Origin of the sequence: Haladaptatus sp. DJG-WS-42, from assembly GCF_037198285.1 — an archaeon.
Lineage (GTDB): Archaea > Halobacteriota > Halobacteria > Halobacteriales > Halococcaceae > QDMS2.
On sequence record NZ_CP147243.1, the window covers coordinates 1,395,495 to 1,416,828 of the forward strand.

The 21,334-nt window shown below is 58.9% G+C and carries 20 protein-coding genes, 3 tRNA genes and 3 rRNA genes; 15 read left to right on the plus strand and 11 right to left on the minus strand.

Annotation, left to right across the window (positions count from 1 at the left end; all coding sequences use genetic code 11):
- Window positions 1-16 precede the first annotated feature (16 nt).
- Window positions 17-964 carry a cation diffusion facilitator family transporter gene (locus tag V5N47_RS07655; RefSeq protein WP_338726630.1) on the minus strand — a complete coding sequence of 316 codons (948 nt, stop codon included), beginning with the start codon at window positions 962-964 and terminating at the stop codon, window positions 17-19.
- A gap of 66 nt (window positions 965-1,030) precedes the next feature.
- On the opposite strand from V5N47_RS07655, the gene V5N47_RS07660 reads away from it, so the two are divergent.
- Complete coding sequence (locus tag V5N47_RS07660; RefSeq protein ID WP_338726632.1) at window positions 1,031-1,552, plus strand: metallophosphoesterase; 522 nt, start codon at window positions 1,031-1,033, stop codon at window positions 1,550-1,552.
- A gap of 103 nt (window positions 1,553-1,655) precedes the next feature.
- Here the strand turns inward: V5N47_RS07660 and V5N47_RS07665 are convergent, their stop codons facing one another.
- A complete protein-coding gene (locus V5N47_RS07665) occupies window positions 1,656-2,342 on the minus strand; it encodes a helix-turn-helix domain-containing protein (protein ID WP_338726633.1) in 687 nt (228 codons plus the stop codon).
- Window positions 2,343-2,432: 90 nt separating this feature from the next.
- On the opposite strand from V5N47_RS07665, the gene V5N47_RS07670 reads away from it, so the two are divergent.
- Window positions 2,433-2,573 (plus strand): hypothetical protein, encoded by a 141-nt coding sequence (locus V5N47_RS07670; RefSeq protein WP_338726634.1) that lies wholly within the window; start codon window positions 2,433-2,435, stop codon window positions 2,571-2,573.
- Here V5N47_RS07670 and V5N47_RS07675 read toward each other — a convergent pair.
- Window positions 2,570-3,577, minus strand: coding sequence for a low specificity L-threonine aldolase (locus V5N47_RS07675; protein ID WP_338726636.1), 1,008 nt, complete (start codon window positions 3,575-3,577; stop codon window positions 2,570-2,572). The two genes, V5N47_RS07670 and V5N47_RS07675, sit on opposite strands and share 4 nt — an antisense overlap.
- Before the next feature lie 177 nt (window positions 3,578-3,754).
- Between V5N47_RS07675 and V5N47_RS07680 the strand changes: the two genes are divergently transcribed.
- Complete coding sequence (locus V5N47_RS07680) at window positions 3,755-4,846, plus strand: aminopeptidase (RefSeq protein WP_338726638.1); 1,092 nt, start codon at window positions 3,755-3,757, stop codon at window positions 4,844-4,846.
- A 26-nt stretch (window positions 4,847-4,872) separates the two neighbouring features.
- Here the strand turns inward: V5N47_RS07680 and V5N47_RS07685 are convergent, their stop codons facing one another.
- The 3 genes from V5N47_RS07685 to V5N47_RS07695 are packed head-to-tail and all read right to left on the minus strand — an operon-like array spanning window position 4,873 to window position 6,301.
- Window positions 4,873-5,310 (minus strand): DUF6069 family protein, encoded by a 438-nt coding sequence (locus V5N47_RS07685; RefSeq protein WP_338726640.1) that lies wholly within the window; start codon window positions 5,308-5,310, stop codon window positions 4,873-4,875.
- Between the two features lie 51 nt (window positions 5,311-5,361).
- Window positions 5,362-5,862 (minus strand): hypothetical protein, encoded by a 501-nt coding sequence (locus V5N47_RS07690; RefSeq protein ID WP_338726641.1) that lies wholly within the window; start codon window positions 5,860-5,862, stop codon window positions 5,362-5,364.
- The gene (locus tag V5N47_RS07695; RefSeq protein WP_338726642.1) at window positions 5,855-6,301 is read right to left on the minus strand and encodes a CopD family protein; all 447 of its coding nucleotides are present in this window, start codon (window positions 6,299-6,301) and stop codon (window positions 5,855-5,857) included. Before V5N47_RS07695 ends, V5N47_RS07690 begins: the two co-directional genes overlap by 8 nt.
- 81 nt (window positions 6,302-6,382) lie before the next feature.
- Here V5N47_RS07695 and V5N47_RS07700 point away from each other — a divergent pair, with 81 nt between their 5' ends.
- Complete coding sequence (locus tag V5N47_RS07700) at window positions 6,383-6,898, plus strand: cupin domain-containing protein (protein ID WP_338726643.1); 516 nt, start codon at window positions 6,383-6,385, stop codon at window positions 6,896-6,898.
- A gap of 286 nt (window positions 6,899-7,184) precedes the next feature.
- Here V5N47_RS07700 and V5N47_RS07705 read toward each other — a convergent pair.
- Window positions 7,185-7,259: transfer RNA gene (locus V5N47_RS07705), tRNA-Arg, on the minus strand.
- Between the two features lie 46 nt (window positions 7,260-7,305).
- A complete protein-coding gene (locus V5N47_RS07710) occupies window positions 7,306-7,683 on the minus strand; it encodes a YccF domain-containing protein (protein ID WP_338726644.1) in 378 nt (125 codons plus the stop codon).
- Window positions 7,684-7,766: 83 nt separating this feature from the next.
- Here V5N47_RS07710 and V5N47_RS07715 point away from each other — a divergent pair, with 83 nt between their 5' ends.
- Together V5N47_RS07715 and V5N47_RS07720 are read left to right on the plus strand one after the other, a co-directional pair.
- Entirely contained in the window at window positions 7,767-8,357 is a 591-nt protein-coding gene (locus V5N47_RS07715) for an AAA family ATPase (protein ID WP_338726646.1), read from the plus strand.
- Window positions 8,354-8,773, plus strand: a complete 420-nt coding sequence (locus V5N47_RS07720; protein ID WP_338726647.1) for an RNA-binding domain-containing protein — start codon at window positions 8,354-8,356, stop codon at window positions 8,771-8,773. The genes V5N47_RS07715 and V5N47_RS07720 overlap by 4 nt, the downstream gene beginning before the upstream one ends.
- Here V5N47_RS07720 and V5N47_RS07725 read toward each other — a convergent pair.
- Together V5N47_RS07725 and V5N47_RS07730 are read right to left on the minus strand one after the other, a co-directional pair.
- On the minus strand, window positions 8,751-9,827 hold the full coding sequence (locus V5N47_RS07725) for a molybdopterin-dependent oxidoreductase (RefSeq protein WP_338726648.1): 1,077 nt from the start codon (window positions 9,825-9,827) through the stop codon (window positions 8,751-8,753). The two genes, V5N47_RS07720 and V5N47_RS07725, sit on opposite strands and share 23 nt — an antisense overlap.
- A 99-nt stretch (window positions 9,828-9,926) precedes the next feature.
- Window positions 9,927-10,124, minus strand: coding sequence for a hypothetical protein (locus V5N47_RS07730; RefSeq protein ID WP_338726650.1), 198 nt, complete (start codon window positions 10,122-10,124; stop codon window positions 9,927-9,929).
- A gap of 266 nt (window positions 10,125-10,390) precedes the next feature.
- Between V5N47_RS07730 and V5N47_RS07735 the strand changes: the two genes are divergently transcribed.
- From V5N47_RS07735 to V5N47_RS07775, 9 genes are all read left to right on the plus strand, one after another.
- Complete coding sequence (locus V5N47_RS07735) at window positions 10,391-10,705, plus strand: non-histone chromosomal MC1 family protein (RefSeq protein WP_338726651.1); 315 nt, start codon at window positions 10,391-10,393, stop codon at window positions 10,703-10,705.
- A 936-nt stretch (window positions 10,706-11,641) separates the two neighbouring features.
- Window positions 11,642-13,114 (plus strand): 16S ribosomal RNA (locus V5N47_RS07740).
- Window positions 13,115-13,233: 119 nt separating this feature from the next.
- A tRNA-Ala gene (locus V5N47_RS07745) sits at window positions 13,234-13,305 on the plus strand.
- A 206-nt stretch (window positions 13,306-13,511) separates the two neighbouring features.
- Window positions 13,512-16,428 (plus strand): 23S ribosomal RNA (locus V5N47_RS07750).
- A gap of 132 nt (window positions 16,429-16,560) precedes the next feature.
- Window positions 16,561-16,679, plus strand: a 5S ribosomal RNA gene (gene rrf, locus V5N47_RS07755).
- Together the 16S, 23S and 5S rRNA genes with 2 tRNA genes alongside form the textbook arrangement of a ribosomal RNA operon.
- A gap of 248 nt (window positions 16,680-16,927) precedes the next feature.
- A tRNA-Cys gene (locus V5N47_RS07760) sits at window positions 16,928-17,003 on the plus strand.
- Between the two features lie 390 nt (window positions 17,004-17,393).
- On the plus strand, window positions 17,394-17,684 hold the full coding sequence (locus V5N47_RS07765; protein ID WP_338726652.1) for a hypothetical protein: 291 nt from the start codon (window positions 17,394-17,396) through the stop codon (window positions 17,682-17,684).
- 66 nt (window positions 17,685-17,750) lie between these two features.
- A complete protein-coding gene (locus V5N47_RS07770; protein WP_338726653.1) occupies window positions 17,751-19,643 on the plus strand; it encodes an ATP-binding protein in 1,893 nt (630 codons plus the stop codon).
- A gap of 82 nt (window positions 19,644-19,725) precedes the next feature.
- The gene (locus V5N47_RS07775) at window positions 19,726-20,322 is read left to right on the plus strand and encodes a response regulator (RefSeq protein WP_338726654.1); all 597 of its coding nucleotides are present in this window, start codon (window positions 19,726-19,728) and stop codon (window positions 20,320-20,322) included.
- A gap of 6 nt (window positions 20,323-20,328) precedes the next feature.
- On the opposite strand, the gene V5N47_RS07780 is transcribed toward V5N47_RS07775, so the two are convergent.
- A complete protein-coding gene (locus tag V5N47_RS07780) occupies window positions 20,329-21,297 on the minus strand; it encodes a nucleoside recognition protein (RefSeq protein WP_338726656.1) in 969 nt (322 codons plus the stop codon).
- Window positions 21,298-21,334 lie beyond the last annotated feature (37 nt).

Sequence of the window (21,334 nt, forward strand, 5' to 3'; positions counted from 1 at the left end):
CGTGACCGAAAGCGGCTCAGTCCAACACTTCGGGTTCGATGTACACTTTCTTCACACCTGGCTCGACGCGTTTCAGGGCCTGCTCCATCTCGGTGATGATGTCGTCGATTTCCTCGGTGTCGAAGCCGTTGCCAAAGGCCACGTCTGCGACGACGATGACCTGTTCTGGGCCGAAGTAGACCGTCCGGAAATCCTCGAGGTTCTCGACGCCGTCCCAGTTACGCACGATGTCCCTGAGTTCCTGTTCGTCAGACGCAGGCAGGCTCTCTCCGAGCAGGAGGCGCTTGTTCTCCCACGCGAGTGCGAGGGCGAAGAACATGAGCATCAGTCCGATGAGGAGCGCCGCCGTCGCGTCGTAGATGGGGTTTGCCGTCACCCGCGTCAGGTAAATGCCCGCGAGCGCGATGCCGGCCCCGCCGATTGCGATGGTGTCCTCCGTGAGGGCGGTCAGGGTCGTCACGTCGCTCGTCTTCTTGAACGCCTCGCGGAAGCCAGACCACCCGTGTCTGTCGATCTGGAGTTTCATGGCGGTGTAGGCCTTCTTGAAGGCGTAGGCCTCGAACAGAATCGCGCCGATGAGCACGGTGTAGTTCACCCAGACGCCCGGAATGGTCGCGCCGAGCAGGGTCGCGGACCCGGTGTTCGGGACGTGGGGGTGGACAATGGCGTCGTAGCCGTGGCGTGCACTCTCCCAGCCCGCAATCCCAAAGAGCAGGACGCTCACGAGAAACGAGTAGAAGAATTGGGCTTTCCCGTAGCCGAAGGGGTGGTCTCGACTCGCCTCTTTTTCACCGTACCGGATGCCGATGAGGAGGAACACCTGATTGCCCGTATCCGAAATCGAGTGGTACGTCTCAGAGAGCATCGCGGGGCTTCCCGTCAGCAGGAAGCCGAAGAACTTGAGTACAGAAATCGCCCCGTTTGCGAACAAGGCAGCGTAAACGACGGACTTGCTTCCGGCCATTACGCATTCGTGTCATCCTGTGGCCAAAATCGTTCCGGGGTAGTCTTGTGTCACCGACGCGTACCGATGGCCATGATTACGGTCGTCTCAGACACCCACGGCAACACCGGCCACCGCCTTTCGGGACGCGTGCTCGACGCCGTCTCAGCGGCCGACCTCGTGTTGCACGCCGGCGATTTCTACACCGAAGCCGCCCTCTCTGCGTTCGAACAGGAAGCGACGCGACTGGAGGCGGTGTACGGGAATACCGACGTCCACGCGGTTCGCTCGCGGCTCCCTGCAGAGCGCGTCGTCGAATACGACGGCCTCAGAATCGCGCTGGCCCACGGCCACGAACATACCGACACCTCGCTCACCATGTTCGGGCGACAGGCGAACGCCGACCTCGTCGTGTTCGGCCACTCACACGAACCGGGATTCGAGCGGCGCGGTGACATCGGTTTTCTGAATCCGGGGAGCCACGCAGACCCGCGCTGGTATCGCCCGGGCTACGCGGAACTCGAGGTCGGTGGAGACCACGCGGAAGGCCGCCTCATCGAACCAACCGGGGCGACCTTCGACACGTTTAGAATAGAATTGGAGGGCTGACCCCACACGGTCAGCGCCAGCGGGTGTAGGCGGGCATATCGCCGCCCCATCTGGTGGGATGCGTGGTGCGTAAATGTAATCTCGGTAAGGTCAAAGACGGATTTCACCTATCCGTATAGGCTCGCACACTCCACGCCAGCAATACGACTGCGCCGCCCGCGAAAAACAGCGCACCTGGTGGGACACCCACCGCGGTGGCCGCCCCGGTCGTCAACTCCGCTGCGTTGCTCGCCGTCTGCGTGGCCGTCTCCGTCACCGTCCGTGTGGTCACCTCTGCGATGCTGAACCCGCCGCTTTGTTCTACCGCCGTGGCCGTCGTCTGTGTCGCCGTCTCCGTACTTCCACCCGGCACGCCGCGCCGACTCGCCCACGCTTCCACTGCGAGACTCGCGCCCGCGAGAATGGTAACGCCCGAGAACAGCCGCGTGATGACACTCTTGAGGCCGCCGGTTTCCTGTTCTCGACCGGCGAAAATGACGAGCGGTTTGTCGGCGGGGGCGTAGACGTTCATCTCGCGGCCTTTCTCCGAGTAGATGGTGTCGACCACGGCAATCGCCCCCGCCGATTCGAGGCGTTCTAAGTGGTACTGGGCGTTCTGCAGTGAGGTTCCGATACGGGCTGCGAGCGCGGAAGGTGGGGCAGGCTCGTCGTGGAGCGCAGTCAGCACTCGTCGGCCGGTTTCAGAAGCGAGCGCGCCGAGCAGCGCGTCTGCATCTTCGCTATCGACGCCGATGACGCGCGGGGTCGCATCGTCGCCGTCGGCACTGGAAGAGGAGGGCAACAGCGGCATTGCCTCACGGTTTTTCGCACTAACATATCAACCCTTTCACAGAACTGCCTCCCCGAAACGACTTTCCCCGCTCGGCGGGAACGCAACTGCATGATATTTGGCATGGACGCCAACACGCTCGTCCTCGTCGGGCTTGTCGTGGTGTTCCTCTCGTTCATCCTTGCGGTCTATCTGTTCATGCGCCGGACGCTCCTCGCCTTCCGCGAGGGGATGGACGGAAGCCGGCGTTAGCGGGTCTTCCCGACGGCGTCGATGACGGTTTCTACGTCGTCAGCCGAGACGTTCCAGTGGGTACAAAAGCGCACGACGCCGTCCGCGAACGGCACGCCGAGGACGCCCTGTTCTTCGCACGCTTCGAGGAACTCATCGGTTGATTGACTACCTGTTTCGACGAGCACGATGTTCGTCTCCGGCTCTTTGACGGTGAGCCCGTGGTCTCTCAGCCCCGCAGCCAGTCGTTTGGCGTTCTCGTGGTCGTCTGCGAGCCGCGACCGGTTTTCGAGCGCGAGCAGGCCGGGTGCAGCAATCATCCCCGCCTGCCGCATGCCGCCGCCCATGAGTTTGCGGACGCGGTGGGCTGCGTCGATGAATGCTTCGCTCCCGGCGAGCATCGAGCCGACGGGCGCGCCGAGCCCCTTTGAGAGACAGAACATCACCGAATCGGCTTCCGCGACGAGGCGACTCGCGGGGACGTCAGCTGTGGCTGCGGCGTTGAAGATGCGTGCGCCATCGACGTGGAGCGGGACGCCGAGGTCGTTGGCCGCCTCTGCGGCGGCGTCCATTTCGGCTGGCGAGACGACGACGCCACCTTTCGCGTTGTGCGTGTTTTCGACGCATACGAGGCCGGTTCCGGCTTCGTGGTCGCTCTCCTCGACGGCGTTTTCGCGGATGGCTTCCGGCGTGAGGACGCCGCGGTCGCCGCCGTCTATCGTGCGCACCTGCAACTGGGAGTGGTGGGCGAGGCCGCCGAGTTCCCACTTGTAGATGTGGCTTTCGCGTTCGACGAGCACCTCGTGGCCGGGATTCGTGTGCACCTTCGCGGCGATCTGGTTGCCCATCGTTCCCGACGGGACGAACAGCGCGGCCTCTTTGCCGACAATCTCTGCGGCGCGGGCTTCGAGGTCGTTCACTGTCGGGTCTTCGCCGTACACGTCGTCACCGACCGTGGCTTCGGCGGCGGCTTCGCGCATGGCATCGTCGGGCAGGGTCACGGTGTCGCTTCGCAAATCGAGCATACCTGCTCGTTTTTCGGGATACCCGAAATAGGTCGTGGTCGATGCATGGTCAGGAGTGTTTCACACGAGACCATCCTCTCGCGTTCTCGTCGTGAAGCGAGACGCTACGGCGAGAACTGCGCTCCCCTCGTTATGCCCACCCGAAAGGGGTATCGGGAACCTGCATGAATATCCAGTATGGACCCGCGTATCCGCGAACATGCACAGGTCATCGTCGAACACTCGACGCGCGTAGAGAAGGGTGACAACGTCGTCATCGTCGCGCCGTCGGTCGCCGCCGACCTCGTCGTGGCACTCCACGAACTCATCGGCGACAAGGGGGCCCACCCGTTCTACATGGCAAGCGATTCTCGCGCCGCCCGCGCCTATCTTCGGGCGTCCGACCCCGAGGATTTCGAGACGCCGAGCCACATCATGGCCCTGTTCGAAGAGATGGACGTGTACATCTCGGTTCGCACCGAGGTGAACGCCACCGAGACGAGCGACGTGGACCCAGAAGTACTCGCCGCCCACTCTCGGACCATGTCGCCCACGCTCGAAGAACGCCTTTCGAAGCGCTGGGTCGCCACGCAGTTCCCGGGCACGGGGAGTGCCCAACTCGCCGAGATGAGCCTCGAAGGCTACGAGAACTTCGTCTGGGACGCCATCAACAAAGACTGGGACGCCCAGCGCGAACACCAACAGCAACTGGTGGAAATTCTGAATCCGGCCTCAGAGATTCGCATCGTGAGCGGCGACACGACGGACGTCACGATGCGCCTCGACGGGATGATTACCATCAACGATTCGGGGATGCACAACATGCCCGGCGGCGAAGTGTTCACCGCACCCGTGCCCGACTCAGTTGACGGAGAAGTCCTGTTCGACCTGCCGCTCTACCACCAAGGCCGCGAGGTCACGGGCGCGTGGCTCAAGTTCGAGAATGGCGTTGTTGTCGAGCACTCGGCGGAGAAAAACGAGGACGTGCTCACCAACATCCTCAACACGGACGAGGGTGCGCGTCGGCTTGGTGAGTTAGGGATTGGGATGAACCGGGACATCGACCGGTTCACCTACAACATGTTGTTCGACGAAAAGATGGGCGACACCGTCCACATGGCCGTCGGTCGCGCCTACGACGAGTGCGTCGGTGCGGGCGCAGAGCAGAACCAGAGCGCCACCCACGTCGATATGATTGTGGACATGGCCGAAGATTCGTTCATCGAAGTGGATGGGGAAGTCGTCCAGCGCAATGGGACGTTCATCTTTGAAGACGGCTTCGAAGAATAGCCACACGTAACGCAGTTTTTCGACTTTTACATCCGCAAGAGCGCACGCCCACGGAGGAGCGACGCAATAATGGCGACTGCGACGATGGCGTGCAGGACGAACGCAACCACGGTCAGCGTCGTCGTGGAACCGGGCAGGGTTGGGACGACCGTGAACAGTGGGAAGAGGAAGAAAATGAACACGAGCGCGGCGACGGCGAGGAAGTTTCGAGCGACCTTCTTGGTGAATCGGTCGAGCAGGCCGTAGACGAGCGTGGCGACGAGTGCGGCGCTGGCGGTGACGGTGAGCATCTCACCCCACGCGAGCGGGTTGAACTCGGTTGGCACCGAGAGGAATGCGCCGACGAGTCCGCGAACAATCGCCACGGCGACGAACGAAACGACGAGTGCGAGCGCCCCGCGTTGGACGAGGTTGGACATCGTGAGTCGGGTACGAACCGGCGGCGTCGCTGTTGTGGATGCCATACGACTGATACGCACTCGCGTTTCGAGAAGATAGACGTTACTGCTGGTAACTCACGGCCGACCGGTGCGGGGTACGAACGCACTCGCAAGTCGGTAGATGAGCGAGTCAATCAGCCCGAACGCCGCGCCCACGAGTCCACCAACGATGGCGGCGACGGGGATGCCAACGACGACCACGACGAGTGTGGCAATTTCGAGGCCCAGTGAGACAAGAAACACGAGCACTATCGCCACCACGAGGAACACCGTTCCTGTCACAGCACCGCCGAGATAGCTCCACATGAGCACTCGACTGAACCGATTGTCTGGGTTCTCGGGGTCGAGCGGTGCGCGAGTGAGCACCCAGCGCGTCGTCCACCACGTGATAGCCCAGAGGGCGAAAAACAGGACGAACCCGGTGAGCGTGTCGAGACCTGCGAGCAGGCGACCCACAGAGGCCGACGAGTGGAGCGCAAAGAGACCGGTCGTGGTGAGGAGCGTGACGTGGAAGGTGGCGAGTCCGAAGACGAGCAGCGGGGCTGGTGGTGTTGAGGCTGCCGTGTCTTCAGCCATGAGCGAGCACCTCCGCGAGCGCGAGCAACCCGACCAGATAGAGCATCGTGACGGCGTAGGCCCGCGATAGGCTCGCAGCGACGTTCACGGACGTGTCCGCCTCACTCAGTTTGTGGACGACGACCGTCCGGACCGCCGAAAGCAAGAGCAACCCGAGTACTGCCACGAGCTTCACGTACAGCACCAGCCCCCACTGGGTCGTGGTGGTCGGTACGGCAGGTGCGAGTGCGCCGAGATTGCCCACACCGGTCATGACGAGCGTGCCAAGTGCCGCCCAGAACAGCCATTCGTAGCCTTCAGCGAAGCGAAGCAGAGCGGCGCGTTCGGCGGGGAGCGGTGCGCGCGTCCGAATCGCCCACCAGAGGCTTATACTTCCGCCGAGCGCCACCGCCATCGCCAGCACGTGAACGCCGCGGACGAAAACATGTGAGAGCGCCATATCCTGTAACTACTCAGCGAGCTAACAAAATGATTTCAGTTCGGGCGATACGACCACTACCCTGTAGCCCGTGGTCGGGCCATGGAGAAAGTCAGGGTTGACGCAGTCGAACAGGTGAAAGACCCCTATCCGCGCTCGCCGGGACCGTTCCGGGTCGGACTCGCACTCGGGGCGACGGATGTCGGGCTCAACTACTTCGAACTTGGCGCAGGCGAGGCGTTCTCGGGCGGATATCACACCCACCACGACCAAGAGGAGATTTTCTACGTCCAGTCGGGGACGGCCACGTTCGAGACTGAGGCTGGAACCGAGCAGGTGACCGCGGGCGAAATCATCCGTTTTGGGCCGGGTGAGTTCCAACACGGCTACAACGACGGCGACGAACGCGTCTCGGGACTCGCCATCGGCGCACCGTTTGGCAGCGACGACGTGGAAATCCTGAAAGAATGTCCCGACTGCGGCGACCGTACCTTTCACCGCCGCCGGTCGCTGCTGAGCGACGATGTGACCAGCGAAGACCTGCAACTGCTCTGCCCCGACTGTGGAACGAAGATGATTCCGACGCATCGCGGCGAGGAAGGCGAACCGGAGCGGTAGACCGTCACTGCACTATTCTTTGCAGTTGATTTACTGTCTCAGAACCGAACAGCAGACTCCTCTCAAAACCAATCGGAGAACGAGCAAAACAGAGCACGATGGGATTCGACCGACGCCGAGACGGTCGCTCGCTTCGCTCGCGCTGCGACTCGTCTCCTTCAAATCCCATGACAGCCGTTCCTTCTCACTGTCGTTTGTCGGAAATGACGAGCACGATGGGACTGAGCAAACGCGGAGCGTTTGCGAGGTACATCGTGCGAGTGAGAAATCGCTCCGCGATTTCGAACGAGCACGATGGGATTCGAACCCACGACCGTCGGATTAGAAGTCCGACGCTCTATCCAGACTGAGCTACGTGCCCTACCGGTCGTTCTCGGTGACAGTCAAAAATTGTAGCGGTCTGCGTTTTACCCGTCGAAGCGGTACAGCGAGGTGACGAAGGGGAGGAGATTGAACATCCAGTAGGCGATGGGGAGGCCGATGATAGTGATGGCGAAGAAGGCCGCGATGTTCGCCCATGCGAGGCTGAGCCACCAGCCGATGACGATGAAGTAGATGAGTCTGACGACCAGTGAGTGCTGTCCACGGGTCGAATCGGGTGCAGAGAGCGAGCGCGGCTCTTTCAGCGTGAGGGCGGTCGGGACGAGGTTGATGAGTTTGATGCCGAGCGGGAGGAGGATGATGGTGGCGTTCAGGAACCACGCGATGTTGATGAGCGCAGGGGTGAGCCACCAGCCAATGGCGACAAACCAGAGGGCGCGGACTAACAGGGGGCGTTGTGCCATGGCTGTCGTAGGTGATGAAGGGAGAAAAGTCGCACTCAATCGGAGCAGAGGGCTTATGCGCATCTCACGAGTACGCCGACGTAATGCGTGTTATCGGTATCGTCGGACTGCCGGGAAGCGGCAAAAGCGAGGCCGCGACGGTTGCGAAGGAACTCGAGATCCCCGTGTTGACCATGGGGGACGTCATCCGGGCTGAGTGTCGTGAGCGTGGCCTCGACATCACGGAGGACAACATGGGGCTGGTCGCCACTGACCTACGGGAGCACGGCGGGCTTGCGGCCGTGGCAGACCGGTCGCTCCCGCTCATCGAGGCGCGGCTGGAAGACAGCGACGTCGTGCTTGTCGATGGGATTCGCGGCGCGGCGGAGGTCGAACGCTTCGAGGAGGCGTTCGGTGACGAGTTCGTCCTCGCAAGCATCGAAGTGCCCTTCGAGACGCGGCTTGCCCGGATTCGAGACCGTGGCAGAGACCCGACGGCCGAAGCAAAGGCTGACCTGCGTGAACGCGACGAACGCGAACTCGGCTACGGCATGGGCGAGGCCATGGAACTGGCGGACGTGGTCATCGAGAACACGACCTCGCTCACCGCATTTCACGAATCGATTCGGACGCTTCTCGAAGACGGTATCGACGCCCTTGAGACAGTACCGGATGAATCGGAGGACACCGAATGATATACTCCGTCGATGTCGAAATCACGGCTCCAGTCAAGGGGACTGAGGTCACAGACCGCGTGGCTGATGCAATCACGAACATCTTTCCCGAGGCAACGGTTTCGACGCAGCCAAGAGAGTTGGTGGCAGAAGCCCACAGCATGGATCACTTCTCGCAGTGCCTGCACAAACAGCAGATTCTCGACACCGCCCGCGGTGAGTTCTTTTCGACGCTCGAAGGCGACACGTTCTCCTTTGAGTTGAAAAAGCAGGCGGCGTTCAAGGGCGTCGTGAACTTCTCGGTGGGCAATCCCGGTGAACTCGGCGACCTCTCGGTTCGCGTGCGCGTGCACGAACCAGACGTTGAACAGTTCATCGACCACATCGCGCCGCCGACGGAGGACGGAAAGCCGGTCACTCCCGAGGACGCTCGTTGAATCCACTCACGAAAATCGCCAGCCATTCGCTCACGTCTCTTTGTTCTCGCAGCTCGATTGCGGTAATCCACTTGACCCACTGAAAGCCGCGTCTCCCCGGAGCGACCAGTCTGAGCGGCGCACCGTGACCGTGGGCGAGCGCCTCGCCGTCTACGTGGGTTGCAAGAAGTGCGTCGCGGGCTTCCGCAAGGGGGAGACTCCACCGGTAACCGGTCACCGATTGGAACGAAACCCAGCGTGCCTTCGAGGTGGGTTCTGCGAGGTCTATGAGTGCGCCAACGCGAACGCCCTGCCAGTCGTGGTCTGAGTACCAGCCACTCGTACAGTCGAGGATGGCGCGGGTTTCGTCTTCTGCTGTGAGGTCGTCGTAGCGAAACGAGCGTGGCTGTTTGAGTTCACCAGTGAGCGAAAGTGTCCAGTCTGTAACCTCGATTGGGGCTGGGTCGTCTGCGACCCAACTGGTCAACGGGAAGGCGTTTCCCGCATTGCTCCCCCGTTCTTTCGAGCCGGTGAATCGTCTGGTTGCGCCGGGGAGGGCGAGGAGTCGGTTTGTTGCCTGTTGAACGCGCCACGTGAGCGCGCCGAACACGAGGAGTGAGCCGTACTGGAGGGCGGTTCGACGGTCGATGAAATCAGCGGGTTGTGGCGTGTGGTAGTGGCGTCTCAGGTGGAGCAAGAGGACGGGGACGACGAGCAGGCCAAGCGCGATGTGGACGTTGAGTGCGTTCCAGACCACGAATCGAAAATCACCACCAAACGCCCAGTACACGCCGGTTGCGAGCGCGCCAACGGTGAGTGCAACGAGGAGTATTGAGAGTGTTGTCGTCCACTTCCCAGCAACCCGTGTTCTGAGTCGAGGAGCGACGCGCCGGAGTTTCCAGCCAACGAGCACGGTGAGAATGAAGCCGAGCACACCGTGGCTGACGAAGAGGATGGCGTCCGCGGCTTCCCCGGAGACGAGGCTGATGAGACCGGTTGCGACTTCGAGGGCGACGACCAGAAACAGCGTCCAGTCGAGCGTTCGAGCAGACGGTTCGAACCGGAAGCGCGCCATTGTCGTGTGGTGGTAGGTGGTGGACGAATTTAGCCCTCCTGCCGGTGGCGCGACAGGGTTGTGACTCTCCGGTGTGAATTTGGAAGGGAGCGGAGTCGCTTAGAACTCGTGTTCGACCTTGTCCTGGTCTGCTTTCTGGATGATGATCTTCCCCTCGCGTACGCGGACGAACACTTCGTCGCCGATATCCATCCCTGCAACTTTCAGCTCGTCTTCGTGCAGGTTCAGGTGCACGTTGTGGTAGTCCCCATTTTCGTCTTTTGCCCCACTCGGACTGAGCTTCTTTTTCCGTACCATCGCGGTATCTTATTCGCAGGTTCGCTGTAGTGGATACTTAAGTCTACCGTGAGTCGGCCTGTATTGAAGCGTCAGGGCGTTCGAGGCGTCATCATATTTAAAATGAGGGGTGCGTGCAAGGGTTGCATATACCAGTCGAGTCCCCGATTTTCGCTCGAATCAGCCAATTTCCCTGAATCACGTATATAAAGATGGCGTCGGAGTACCCCGATTTTGGGGATATCTTTATTAGGTGGCATGTGCTCGTTTGACATGGAGCCAAAACCATGGCACGTAGTGAGGATTCAAAGCGCAACTTTGCCCTGCGCGACAAGAGCGGTAAGGAATCGAGCGTCTTCTCAGGACGAACCCCACGACAGGCAGCTCTCAAGGCGGCCCGTCGGCTGAAACCAGCGAAAAGTGAGAGTGCGGCAAAGCGCACCGAGCTTCGCCTGCGCGAGAAAGGGACGACGAAAGTCCACATCTACGATGGCTGGGCCTGGAAGGAAGAAGCGCCCGATGATAAGCCAAACTGGATGCCCTCCGTCATCACCGAGGCCAACGTCTCGAAGAAGGGTATCGAACACTTAGAAGAGATCTAAGCTCGCATTCATCGCATTTTTCGGCCATACTTACTCTTTCCGCACGCTCGCGTATCGCGCTCGGACAGGGTGCTCCTCGCGAGACCGTGTCTCCTATACCACTCCTACTCGTAGATTCGTCTGCGCGGCCAACACCCGACCAGACCTGACGCGACAGGCGAGGGATGATCGGTCGGCCTCCATCCGCGCGACACCATTCATCGAGCAGTCTGTGTGACGAGCTGCCGCGCTGTTTGTTCTGAACCACTGTGTACCGTGGGAACTGTGTGGCTCTCCTCTCGCGGGTCGTGTCGTCAGTACCCATGAAACCGCATGACGAAGCGCCCTTCGTTCGACGGCCTTAAGTGTAACCCCCCCATCCGGAATAATGTGAAGCAGCGCAGGAGGGTCGGACGCCCGACCTGGCCTCGTTGCACCGGATTGCATCCGTAGCCCTTAAGTGTGTAAGGGCATTCGGGATTAATAAGCGCGGGACGCCCGGAAATCGATACCCGGCGTCCACCTGATTCCGATGCCCTTAAGTGTGTAAGGGCGCTCGGATGTAATGTGAAGCGCGGGAGGTCGGAGCCACCCTCCGACACCCAACTTCGAATCGGAATCCGACGCCCTTAAGTGGGTAAGGACATTCCGAATGAATGCAGACAGAAAGCAAGCGTGACTGGGCGACGGTTGAATCCCGTCCCCACTCATGGGCCGACACGCCCCGTTCGATGGGTTTATGACCCATCCCGGAGTATGTTCAGGTCCGAAGGAAATGAGGATTCCACCCCTGCGGTCCGCCGTAAAGATGGGATCTGATGTTAGCCTTGATAGTTCGGTGACACCCGATCGGTAATCGTGTGTCGTCGAACTTGTGATACCAATAGCGATTTAGCGATATGGTAGCTGTGTTTCATACACAGCTCCCGCCACACCCCCCTGGTTTACCAGGGGAACATTCCGGTTGATCCTGCCGGAGGTCATTGCTATTGGGGTTCGATTTAGCCATGCTAGTTGCACGAATTTAGATTCGTGGCGGAAAGCTCCGTAACACGTGGTCAAACTACCCTATGGATTGAAATAACCTCGGGAAACTGAGGATAATGTCAAATAAGGGTCTTCTGCTGGAATGCTTAGACCTTGAAATGCTCCGGCGCCATAGGATGTGACTGCGGCCGATTAGGTAGACGGTGGGGTAACGGCCCACCGTGCCGATAATCGGTACGAGTTGTGAGAGCAAGAGCTCGGAGACGGAATCTGAGACAAGATTCCGGGCCCTACGGGGCGCAGCAGGCGCGAAAACTTTACACTGCACGACAGTGCGATAAGGGAACCCCAAGTGCGAGGGCATACAGTCCTCGCTTTTCTGTACCGTAAGGAGGTACAAGAATAAGGGCTGGGCAAGACCGGTGCCAGCCGCCGCGGTAATACCGGCAGCTCAAGTGATGACCGCTATTATTGGGCCTAAAGCGTCCGTAGCTGGCCGCACAGGTCCGTTGGGAAATCTGCTCGCTTAACGAGCAGGCGTCCAACGGAAACCGTGCGGCTTGGGACCGGGAGGTCTGGAGGGTACGTCCGGGGTAGGAGTGAAATCCTGTAATCCTAGACGGACCACCGATGGCGAAAGCACTCCAGAAGAACGGATCCGACAGTGAGGGACGAAAGCTAGGGTCTCGAACCGGATTAGATACCCGGGTAGTCCTAGCTGTAAACGATGCTCGCTAGGTGTGACACTGGCTACGAGCCAGTGTTGTGCCGTAGGGAAGCCGTGAAGCGAGCCGCCTGGGAAGTACGTCCGCAAGGATGAAACTTAAAGGAATTGGCGGGGGAGCACTACAACCGGAGGAGCCTGCGGTTTAATTGGACTCAACGCCGGACATCTCACCAGCATCGACAGTAGGAGTGAAAGTCAGTGTGATGAGCTTACTTGACTTACTGAGAGGAGGTGCATGGCCGCCGTCAGCTCGTACCGTGAGGCGTCCTGTTAAGTCAGGCAACGAGCGAGACCCGCACGCCTAATTGCCAGCAACACCCCTGAGGTGGTTGGGTACATTAGGTGGACTGCCGCTGCCAAAGCGGAGGAAGGAACGGGCAACGGTAGGTCAGCATGCCCCGAATGTGCTGGGCTACACGCGGGCTACAATGGTTGAGACAATGGGTTGCAACCTCGAAAGAGGACGCTAATCTCCTAAACTCAATCGTAGTTCGGATTGAGGGCTGAAACTCGCCCTCATGAAGCTGGATTCGGTAGTAATCGCGTCTCAGAAGGGCGCGGTGAATACGTCCCTGCTCCTTGCACACACCGCCCGTCAAAGCACCCGAGTGAGGTCCGGATGAGGCCACCGTAACGGTGGTCGAATCTGGGCTTCGCAAGGGGGCTTAAGTCGTAACAAGGTAGCCGTAGGGGAATCTGCGGCTGGATCACCTCCTAAAGACCGGGATCGGGCTTCGGCCCGACCCACCTTAACTGGTTTCACAGTTCGACCGCGTTTCACCGGTCGGGCACCTTAGAACTATCAAGGCTGACAGCTGCCTTCCAGTTGGAAGGCGGGCCCATAGCTCAGTGGTAGAGTGCCTCCTTTGCAAGGAGGATGCCCAGGGTTCGAATCCCTGTGGGTCCATGCAAACGTGTTCAATCACGAACCGTGCCCCTTAAGTGTGGGACGGCGCTTTGATTGAATACCTGCAAGAACCGATGCACCACTCCGTGTAAGCGCGAGTGGGAAGGGTTGAACGCATCATCTTACCCGATGTGTGCGTGATGACGCTGTGTGTACGTGCAATCCAGACGTCCACTGGACGCGTTCCGAGTCACAACCGGAACAAACAATCGTGGAAACTATACTGGCTGGTGGATAGCTCGGCTCAAGTGCCGACGAAGGACGTGCCAAGCTGCGAAAAGCTGTAGGGAGCCGCACGGAGGCTAAGAACTACAGATTTCCTAATGGGAATCCCTTTACAATTGCTTCGCGCAATGGGGAACGCTCCGAATTGAAACATCTTAGTAGGAGCAGGAAAAGAAACCAAATCGGGATGTCGTTAGTAACGGCGAGTGAAGGCGACACAGTCCAAACCGAAGCCTTCGGGCAATGTGGTGTATGGGCTGGTACTCATCAGCAGAAATTTTGTGTGAAGTCTCTTGGAACAGAGCGTGACACAGGGTGAAAACCCCGTAACACAAAGCAGTACGCTGTGCACCAGTACCTGAGTAGCGGGGGTTGGAAATCCCTCGCCAATAAGGCAGGCATCTACTGCCAAGACTAAATACAACTTGAGACCGATAGTAAACAAGTAGCGTGAGCGAACGCTGAAAAGCACTCCGAGAAGGAAGGTGCAATAGGTCTTGAAATCAGTCAGTGATGGAGCGACGGGGCATAAAAGGCTCTGAGAAAAAAGAACAAGGTGCGAACCTTAAGTATGAATCTCAGAGAGCCGGTGTTCCGTCGTGCGTTTTGAAAAACGAGCCAGGGAGTGTGCTTGTTTGGCGAGTCTAACTCGAGTATCGAGGAAGGCATAGGGAAACCAACATGGCCGCAGCGCTTTGCGTGAGGGCCGCCGTATTCAAGTGCGGGGAGCCAAACGGGCACGACCCGAAACCGAGTGATCTACACATGGGCAAGGTGAAGCATGGCGAAAGCCATGTGGAAGCCTGCTAGGGGTGGTGTCCTACAATACCCTCCCGTGATCTGTGTGTAGGGGTGAAAGGCCCATCGAACTCGGAAACAGCTGGTTCCAACCGAAACATGTCGAAGCATGACCTCAGCTGAGGTAGTCTGTGGGGTAGAGCGACCGATTGGGGAGCTCGCCTCCGAGAGGAGTCGACTCCCCTGTCAAACTCCGAACCTACAGACGCTGTCGAAGCTGGGAGTCCGGTGCGCGGGGTAAGCCTGTGTACCGTGAGGGAGACAACCCAGAGTCGGGTTAAGGTCCCCAAGTGTAGACTAAGTGCGATTTAAAGGTGGTCTCGAGCCCTAAACAGCCGGGAGGTGAGCTTAGAAGCAGCTACCCTCTAAGAATAGCGTAACAGCTTACCGGCCGAGGTTCGAGGCGCCGAAAATGATCGGGGCTCAAGTCTACCACCGAGACCTGACGGCACGAGTAACATCGTGATTCAGTAGGTTGGCATTCTGTTTGGGTGGAAGCACGGGTGAGAATTCGTGTGGACCGAGCAGTAACGAAAATCCTGGCCATAGTAGCAGCGATAGTCGGGTGAGAATCTCGACGGCCGAATGGATAAGGGTTCCTCAGCAATGTTCGTCAGCTGAGGGTTAGCCGATCCTAAGTCTTACCGCAATTCGAGTAAGACAAAAGGGAAGCTGGTTAATATTCCAGCGCCATCATAAACTAAAAGCCGACGCTTCGGGGTCGGTCGAGCCGGGCATTCGCCCGGTCGAACTGTCCAAATCCGTGGAAGCCGTAATGGCACGAAGCGGATGAACGGCAGGATAGGGAAACTCGACCCAACCTGGAGCCCGTGAAAAGGCAATTATGATGATCGTACCGAGAACCGACACAGGTGTCCATAGCGGAGAAAGCTAAGGCCTGTCGGGAATAACCGACGTTAGGGAATTCGGCAAATTAGTCCCGTAAGTTCGCGATAAGGGATGCCTGCCCCGGAATGGGGCAGGTCGCAGTGACTCGGGCGCTCGGACTGTCTAATAACAACATAGGTGACCGCAAATCTGAAAAGACTCGTACGGTCACTGAATCCTGCCCAGTGCGGGTATCTGAACACCTAGTACAATAGGACGAAGGACCCGTCAACGGCGGGGGTAACTATGACCCTCTTAAGGTAGCGTAGTACCTTGCCGCTTAAGTAGCGGCTTGCATGAATGGATCAACCAGAGCGCCACTGTCCCAACGTTGGGCCCGGTGAACTGTACATTCCAGTGCGGAGTCTGGAGACCCCCAAGGGGAAGCGAAGACCCTATGGAGCTTTACTGCAGGCTGTCGCTGGGACATGGTCGCTAATGTGCAGGATAGGTAGGAGTCGTTACACAGGTATCCGCGCTAGCGGATCACCGAGACATCACTGAAATACTACCCGTTAGTGACTGTGACCCTCACTCCGGGAGGAGGACACCGGTAGCCGGGCAGTTTGACTGGGGCGGTACGCGCTTGAAAAGATATCGAGCGCGCCCTAAGATGACCTCACTCGGGTCGGAGACCCGAGGAAGAGTGCAAGAGCATAAGGTCGTCTGACAGTGTTCTTCCCAACGAGGAACGCTGACGCGAAAGCGTGGTCTAGCGAACCAATTAGTCCCGCTCGATGCGGGCAATTGATGACAGAAAAGCTACCCTAGGGATAACAGAGTCGTCACCGGCAAGAGCACATATCGACCCGGTGGCTTGCTACCTCGATGTCGGTTCCCTCCATCCTGCCCGTGCAGCAGCGGGCAAGGGTGAGGTTGTTCGCCTATTAAAGGAGGTCGTGAGCTGGGTTTAGACCGTCGTGAGACAGGTCGGCTGCTATCTATTGGGGGTGCAAGGTGCTTGACGGGAACGTTCGTATAGTACGAGAGGAACTACGAATGGTTGCCACTGGTGTACCGGTTGTCCGAAAGGGCACGTGCCGGGCAGCTACGCAACAAGGGGTAAGAGCTGAATGCATCTAAGCTCGAAACCCACCTGGAAAAGAAGCACTATTAAGACCACTCGTAGAAGACGAGTTCGATAGACTCGGGGTGTACGCGCTGAGGCAACGAGGCGTTTAGCCCGCGAGCACTAACAGGTCGCCACTTAATCATACCGCATTACGGATGGACTTCGGAACGAGTCCAGGCGTAAACTGGATTGCACGTACATTACAGCACATACCACCGATAACTGGTGTTCACCACACACGGTGCCAGTGGTTCGATTCCACAGATCGGCGTTAAGGCGGCCAGAGCGGCAGGGTCACTCCCGTACCCATCCCGAACACGGAAGATAAGCCTGCCTGCGTTCCAGTGAGTACTGGAGTACGAGAGTCTCTGGGAGAGCTGACCCGCAAGGGTGACAAGGTACAGTCCCAGGACTGCCATCCATAGTACACGCAGGGTTTGTCCCGGTGGAATTGGAGAACAGTCCGTTATAACGGTCTGCCACCAGTGGTTCGCCGCCTCCATTCATACTTCATTCATCAAGCCTAGAGCGAGAGCTCTGGGCTTTTTTCATTTACAGACGGCGAGTGACAACGCTCACGTCTGGTGATTCGTCACAGACCGCTACGCTTAAGCGACTCACCCCTCTACCATGTGATGCGCCAAGGTGGCAGAGTCCGGCCAAACGCAGCGGCCTGCAGAGCCGCCCATCGCCGGTTCAAATCCGGCCCTTGGCTCTTCTGACCGAGTGCTACGAGGTCTGAGAGACATCTGGTCGATTTCGAACCCTGAGACGAGCGAAGTGAGTCTCACCGGTTCAAATCCGGCCCTTGGCTTTCTGTTGCGAACAAATTCGTGAGCGACAGCGCCTACCGGCGTTCTCCTCGGCCTGTCGCATGCGTTCTGGGTTGGAGATAAGTCCGTTAAGACTTCCGTAGTAGCACGTTATACACTCTCTATCTCTTGTTTGAACTGTTTTGGCGCATGCAGATTCTCGCCCAGAACCTGTTTGTTACCCATACTTTATCTACTTGAAACTGGATAGCATACGTGACAATGTCTGCGTCTTTGCTTTTATCTGCCCGTGCTTCGGTAAGGGTGTCCGTTGTCCGAAGAGGCGGTATGGTATGACCGCCGAGCGCGCTTCAAACCTGAGCGAACGCGCCGTCCGAACGGGGAGTATCGGCCTCATCGCTGCTGTTGGCACTATTTTAGCGGGCTTTGAACTCTGGCACACCGCTCAGATGCAGTCGCTTCTCGGTAAAGTTGTTCAGGCGGTGTTGCCGCTGACCATGGCGCTCATCCTCATCGCCGCCAGCTACGGGCTGTACCGAAGCGAGATTGAAACCGCCGAACTACGCAGAATCACCACCTGGTTCGTCATCGGTCTCCTTGGGATGTCGCTGGTAGTTGGTTAGGTTATCGGCCACCAGTTCATTCGTGGGATGGCGTTTCATCACTGGCAGTTCGTGGTTGTAGGCAGCATGACGGTGGGGGGGTTGGTTGGGTTGTTGATTGGGGTGTACGATGCGCACAGACGAATAGAACACCGCGCGGCCGAACAGACGAGGCAAGCGGTTGGTGCATCGAGAGACGGCATAGCCATCCTCACCGAGGCGGGCGAGTACGAACAGGTAAACCAAGCCCACGCGGAAGTGTACGGCTACGACGACCCCGAGGTGTTCATCGGACGGACGTTTCACATGTGCTACGAGGATGCAGAAGCCGTCCGCATCGAAGACGAGGTTTTGCCCGCGCTCTCAGAGACGGGAAGTTGGCGGGGCGAACTCACTGGCCTGCGGTGGGACGGGGAAACGTACCCACAGGAAATCACCTTCTCATCGCGGCCACAGGGTGGTTACATCTACGTCGTTCGCGACATCTCAGAGCGGGTTGAGTTCGAACAGCAACTCATCACTCGCGAGTTGCGGCTGCGGACGATTCTCGAAAATATGCCAATCATTCTGTTCGTCGTCTCTGCTGACCGCACGATTACCCTGGAGGTCGGCAAGGGCTTAGAACAGGTTTCACGTGAGCAAAACCAGCATGTCGGCTCGACTGTTGTAGACCTGTTTGGCACGGAACGCGAGATTACCGACGCGATCGAACGCAGCTTCGACGGTGCGTTCGTCGATGTGATACTCGATATGTGGGGCCGAACATATCAGGTATGGGGCCAACCTGTAGAGGAATCTGGTGAAATCACGAGCGTCATCGCCGTTGCAATGGACGTGACCGAGCGGCACAAACGTGAGCGTGGAATCAGCGCGCTCAACGAAGCGACGCAGGCGATGATGCAAGAACTTACCCACGAAGAGATTGCACAGCTTGCGGTTCTCACTGCACAGAACGACTTCAACCTCTCACGCCCCGGCATCTGGTTGCAAAGCGATGACGAATCCCTGAAGCCAGTTGCGTGGGCGACTACCGCTGACGTTTCGGCCGACGATTTGCCGACGTTCACCCCCGAAAGCGGTGCCGTGTGGGAGGCCTACGAGAGCGGTGAGATTCAGATTGCTGACGATGTCGAGCGCGGATTTGCGGACGCGGACACAGTTGGTGGTGAGTTAATCGTTCCGCTCGGTGAGTTCGGTGTGTTGGTCAGCGGTAGTTCAACCGCCCATCAGTTCGATGAAACAGACATGGTACTCGCACAGCTACTCGTCGAAAATACGCGGACCGCACTCGAACGGGCGGCGCGCGAAAAGGACTTACAGCGCCAGACAGAGCAGATGGAGTTTTTCAACTCGATTCTCCGTCACGACGTATTAAACGGGATGACGGTGATACGGTCGCGCGCCGAGTTCCTCGTAGAAGACCTCGACGCCGACCAGTCAAAAGACGCGGAGACGATTATCAATTGGAGTAACAACATCATCGGCATCGTCCGTCGGGTGCGAACCATCCTCGATACGCTAAGCGGTAATACAGACCCGAACCTCGAAGACACGTCCCTCTCGTTGGTGCTCAGAGATGAGGTCAACCGAATCCAAGACACCTACCCCGAAGTCGAGTTCGAGACCATCATCCCCGATGATATCATGGTTTTCGCAAACGAACTGCTCGGGGAGGTGTTCGGCAATGTTCTCACGAATGCAATAAACCACAACGACGAAGACGGACTCCGTATTTCGGTGACTGCAGCGGTGTCCGAAAACCGCGCCACGGTTCGCATCGCCGACAACGGCTGTGGGATTCCAGACGACCGCAAAGAGCGTATCTTCCGGCGCGATGAGACGGGCCACGCCAAATCGACTGGCTCTGGCTTTGGCCTCTTTTTCGTCGATTCGATGGTCACAGAGTACGGTGGTTCCATCTCGGTTGAGGACAACGACTCTGACGGAGCCGTGTTCGTGATTGAACTTCCGCTTGCCTAATGGCGGCTCGTTATCGAATTGTTTGCTTCGGATATTTCGAGACAAAGTATCAAGGGGTATGCATCCGTACACTGTGAGTATCATGGTTACTGCTGCGCAGCCAACCGTGCTCATCGTCGAAGATGAGTTAGACGTGGCCGAGACCTACGAGCGGTGGCTGGCAGCTGACTACACCGTCGTCCTTGCAACGTCCGGGAGCGAGGCACTCTCGAAACTCGACGATTCGGTCGATGTCGTCCTCTTAGACCGGATGATGCCGGAGATGTCCGGCGATGCGGTGCTCGAAGAAATCCGTTCGAGAGATATCGATTGCCGAGTGGCGATGGTGACAGCCGTAGACCCCGATTTCGACATCATCGAAATGGGCTTTGACGAATACGTCACGAAACCGCCCACACGCGACCAACTGCGTGACACCGTCGAACGCCTGCTCGCTCGCGGTGCGGTCGCAGGCGACTTACAACAGTATTTCTCGCTCGTCGCTCGCAAAGCCGCGCTCGAAGCCGAGTTCACCCGTCGCGTACTCGAATCGAACGAGGAGTACAACGACCTCGTCGCCCGAATCGAACGCGCGCGAGCGAACCTCGACACGTCGTTCGATGGGCTCTCATCTGATTCTGATTTTATTGGGGTGTTGCGTGCGATTGTCGACGACGACTCGTCTTCTGACACGTCGTAAGTCGGCTTACCAGATGGGCGCGAGCAGAATCACCACGGTGAGCGAGATGAAGATGAGCTTCAGCCCCGTGTTCACGGCGATGACTTTCGACCCGAACTCTGCGCCCCAGATGCCGTACTGGAACGGAATCGAGCGTTTGAACGTGGTGACGGCAAACGAGATGATGCTCCCGACGAGCATCGTCGCCACGGCCGCCCGCGCGGTGAACGTCCCGTTTTCGATGAGTGGGGCGAGCACAAGCGCGCCGTTGGTCGTATCGAGGGTGAGCACGGCGATAACCGGCACCGCCGCGCCGGGAAGCCCCACGGCTTCGACGAGCGGGTCTGCAAAGGCCGTGGCTGCGGCAACGTCGTAACGCGTGGTGAGGAACACGACCAGCGTGTAGATGATGGCGAGGCGCGGGACGATGTCGCGGAGTTTCTTGGCCGTGTTCGTGGCTGCGTCTGTGAGTTTCTCCGGGACTGACTGCGTTTCGACGTCCGGTGTCTCGATGGTATCGGGTCGCGCCGCGTGGTTTACGTTGCGCTCGGAGAGCAGGAGTGCACCCGCGCCGATTCCGACGAGGGTGATGGCGAGGGCGATGAGTGCCCGCGCGCCGACGTACATGAGGCCAACCCGGAGGCCGAGAATTGGGATGAGGACGGGCGCGTAGAAGGTGAAGATGTGCTGGGCAAAGCCGAAGAACGTGTTGATGGTGACCGCAACGAGAGTTGCCCGGTCGTCGAGCATGCCCGATTCGCGGAACTCTGCGAGCATCCCGTACCCGGCGGTGGTCGAGGCGGTCGTCGTCAGAATCGCGGTGCCGACTTCCTCGGGCAGGTTCGCGGGCTGGGTGAGCGGCCGCGAGAGCGCAGCAATTTTTCTGACCGCGCCAAAGGCAACGGCGAGGTTTGCGAGGAAGACGCCGATGGCGATAAATACCGAAATCTTCGCCACGCGCGGGCCGACGGTCCAGAGGAGGTCACCGAACTGCACGTGTGTCCTTCGGGACGAGCGGGGCAAATGTTCGTCG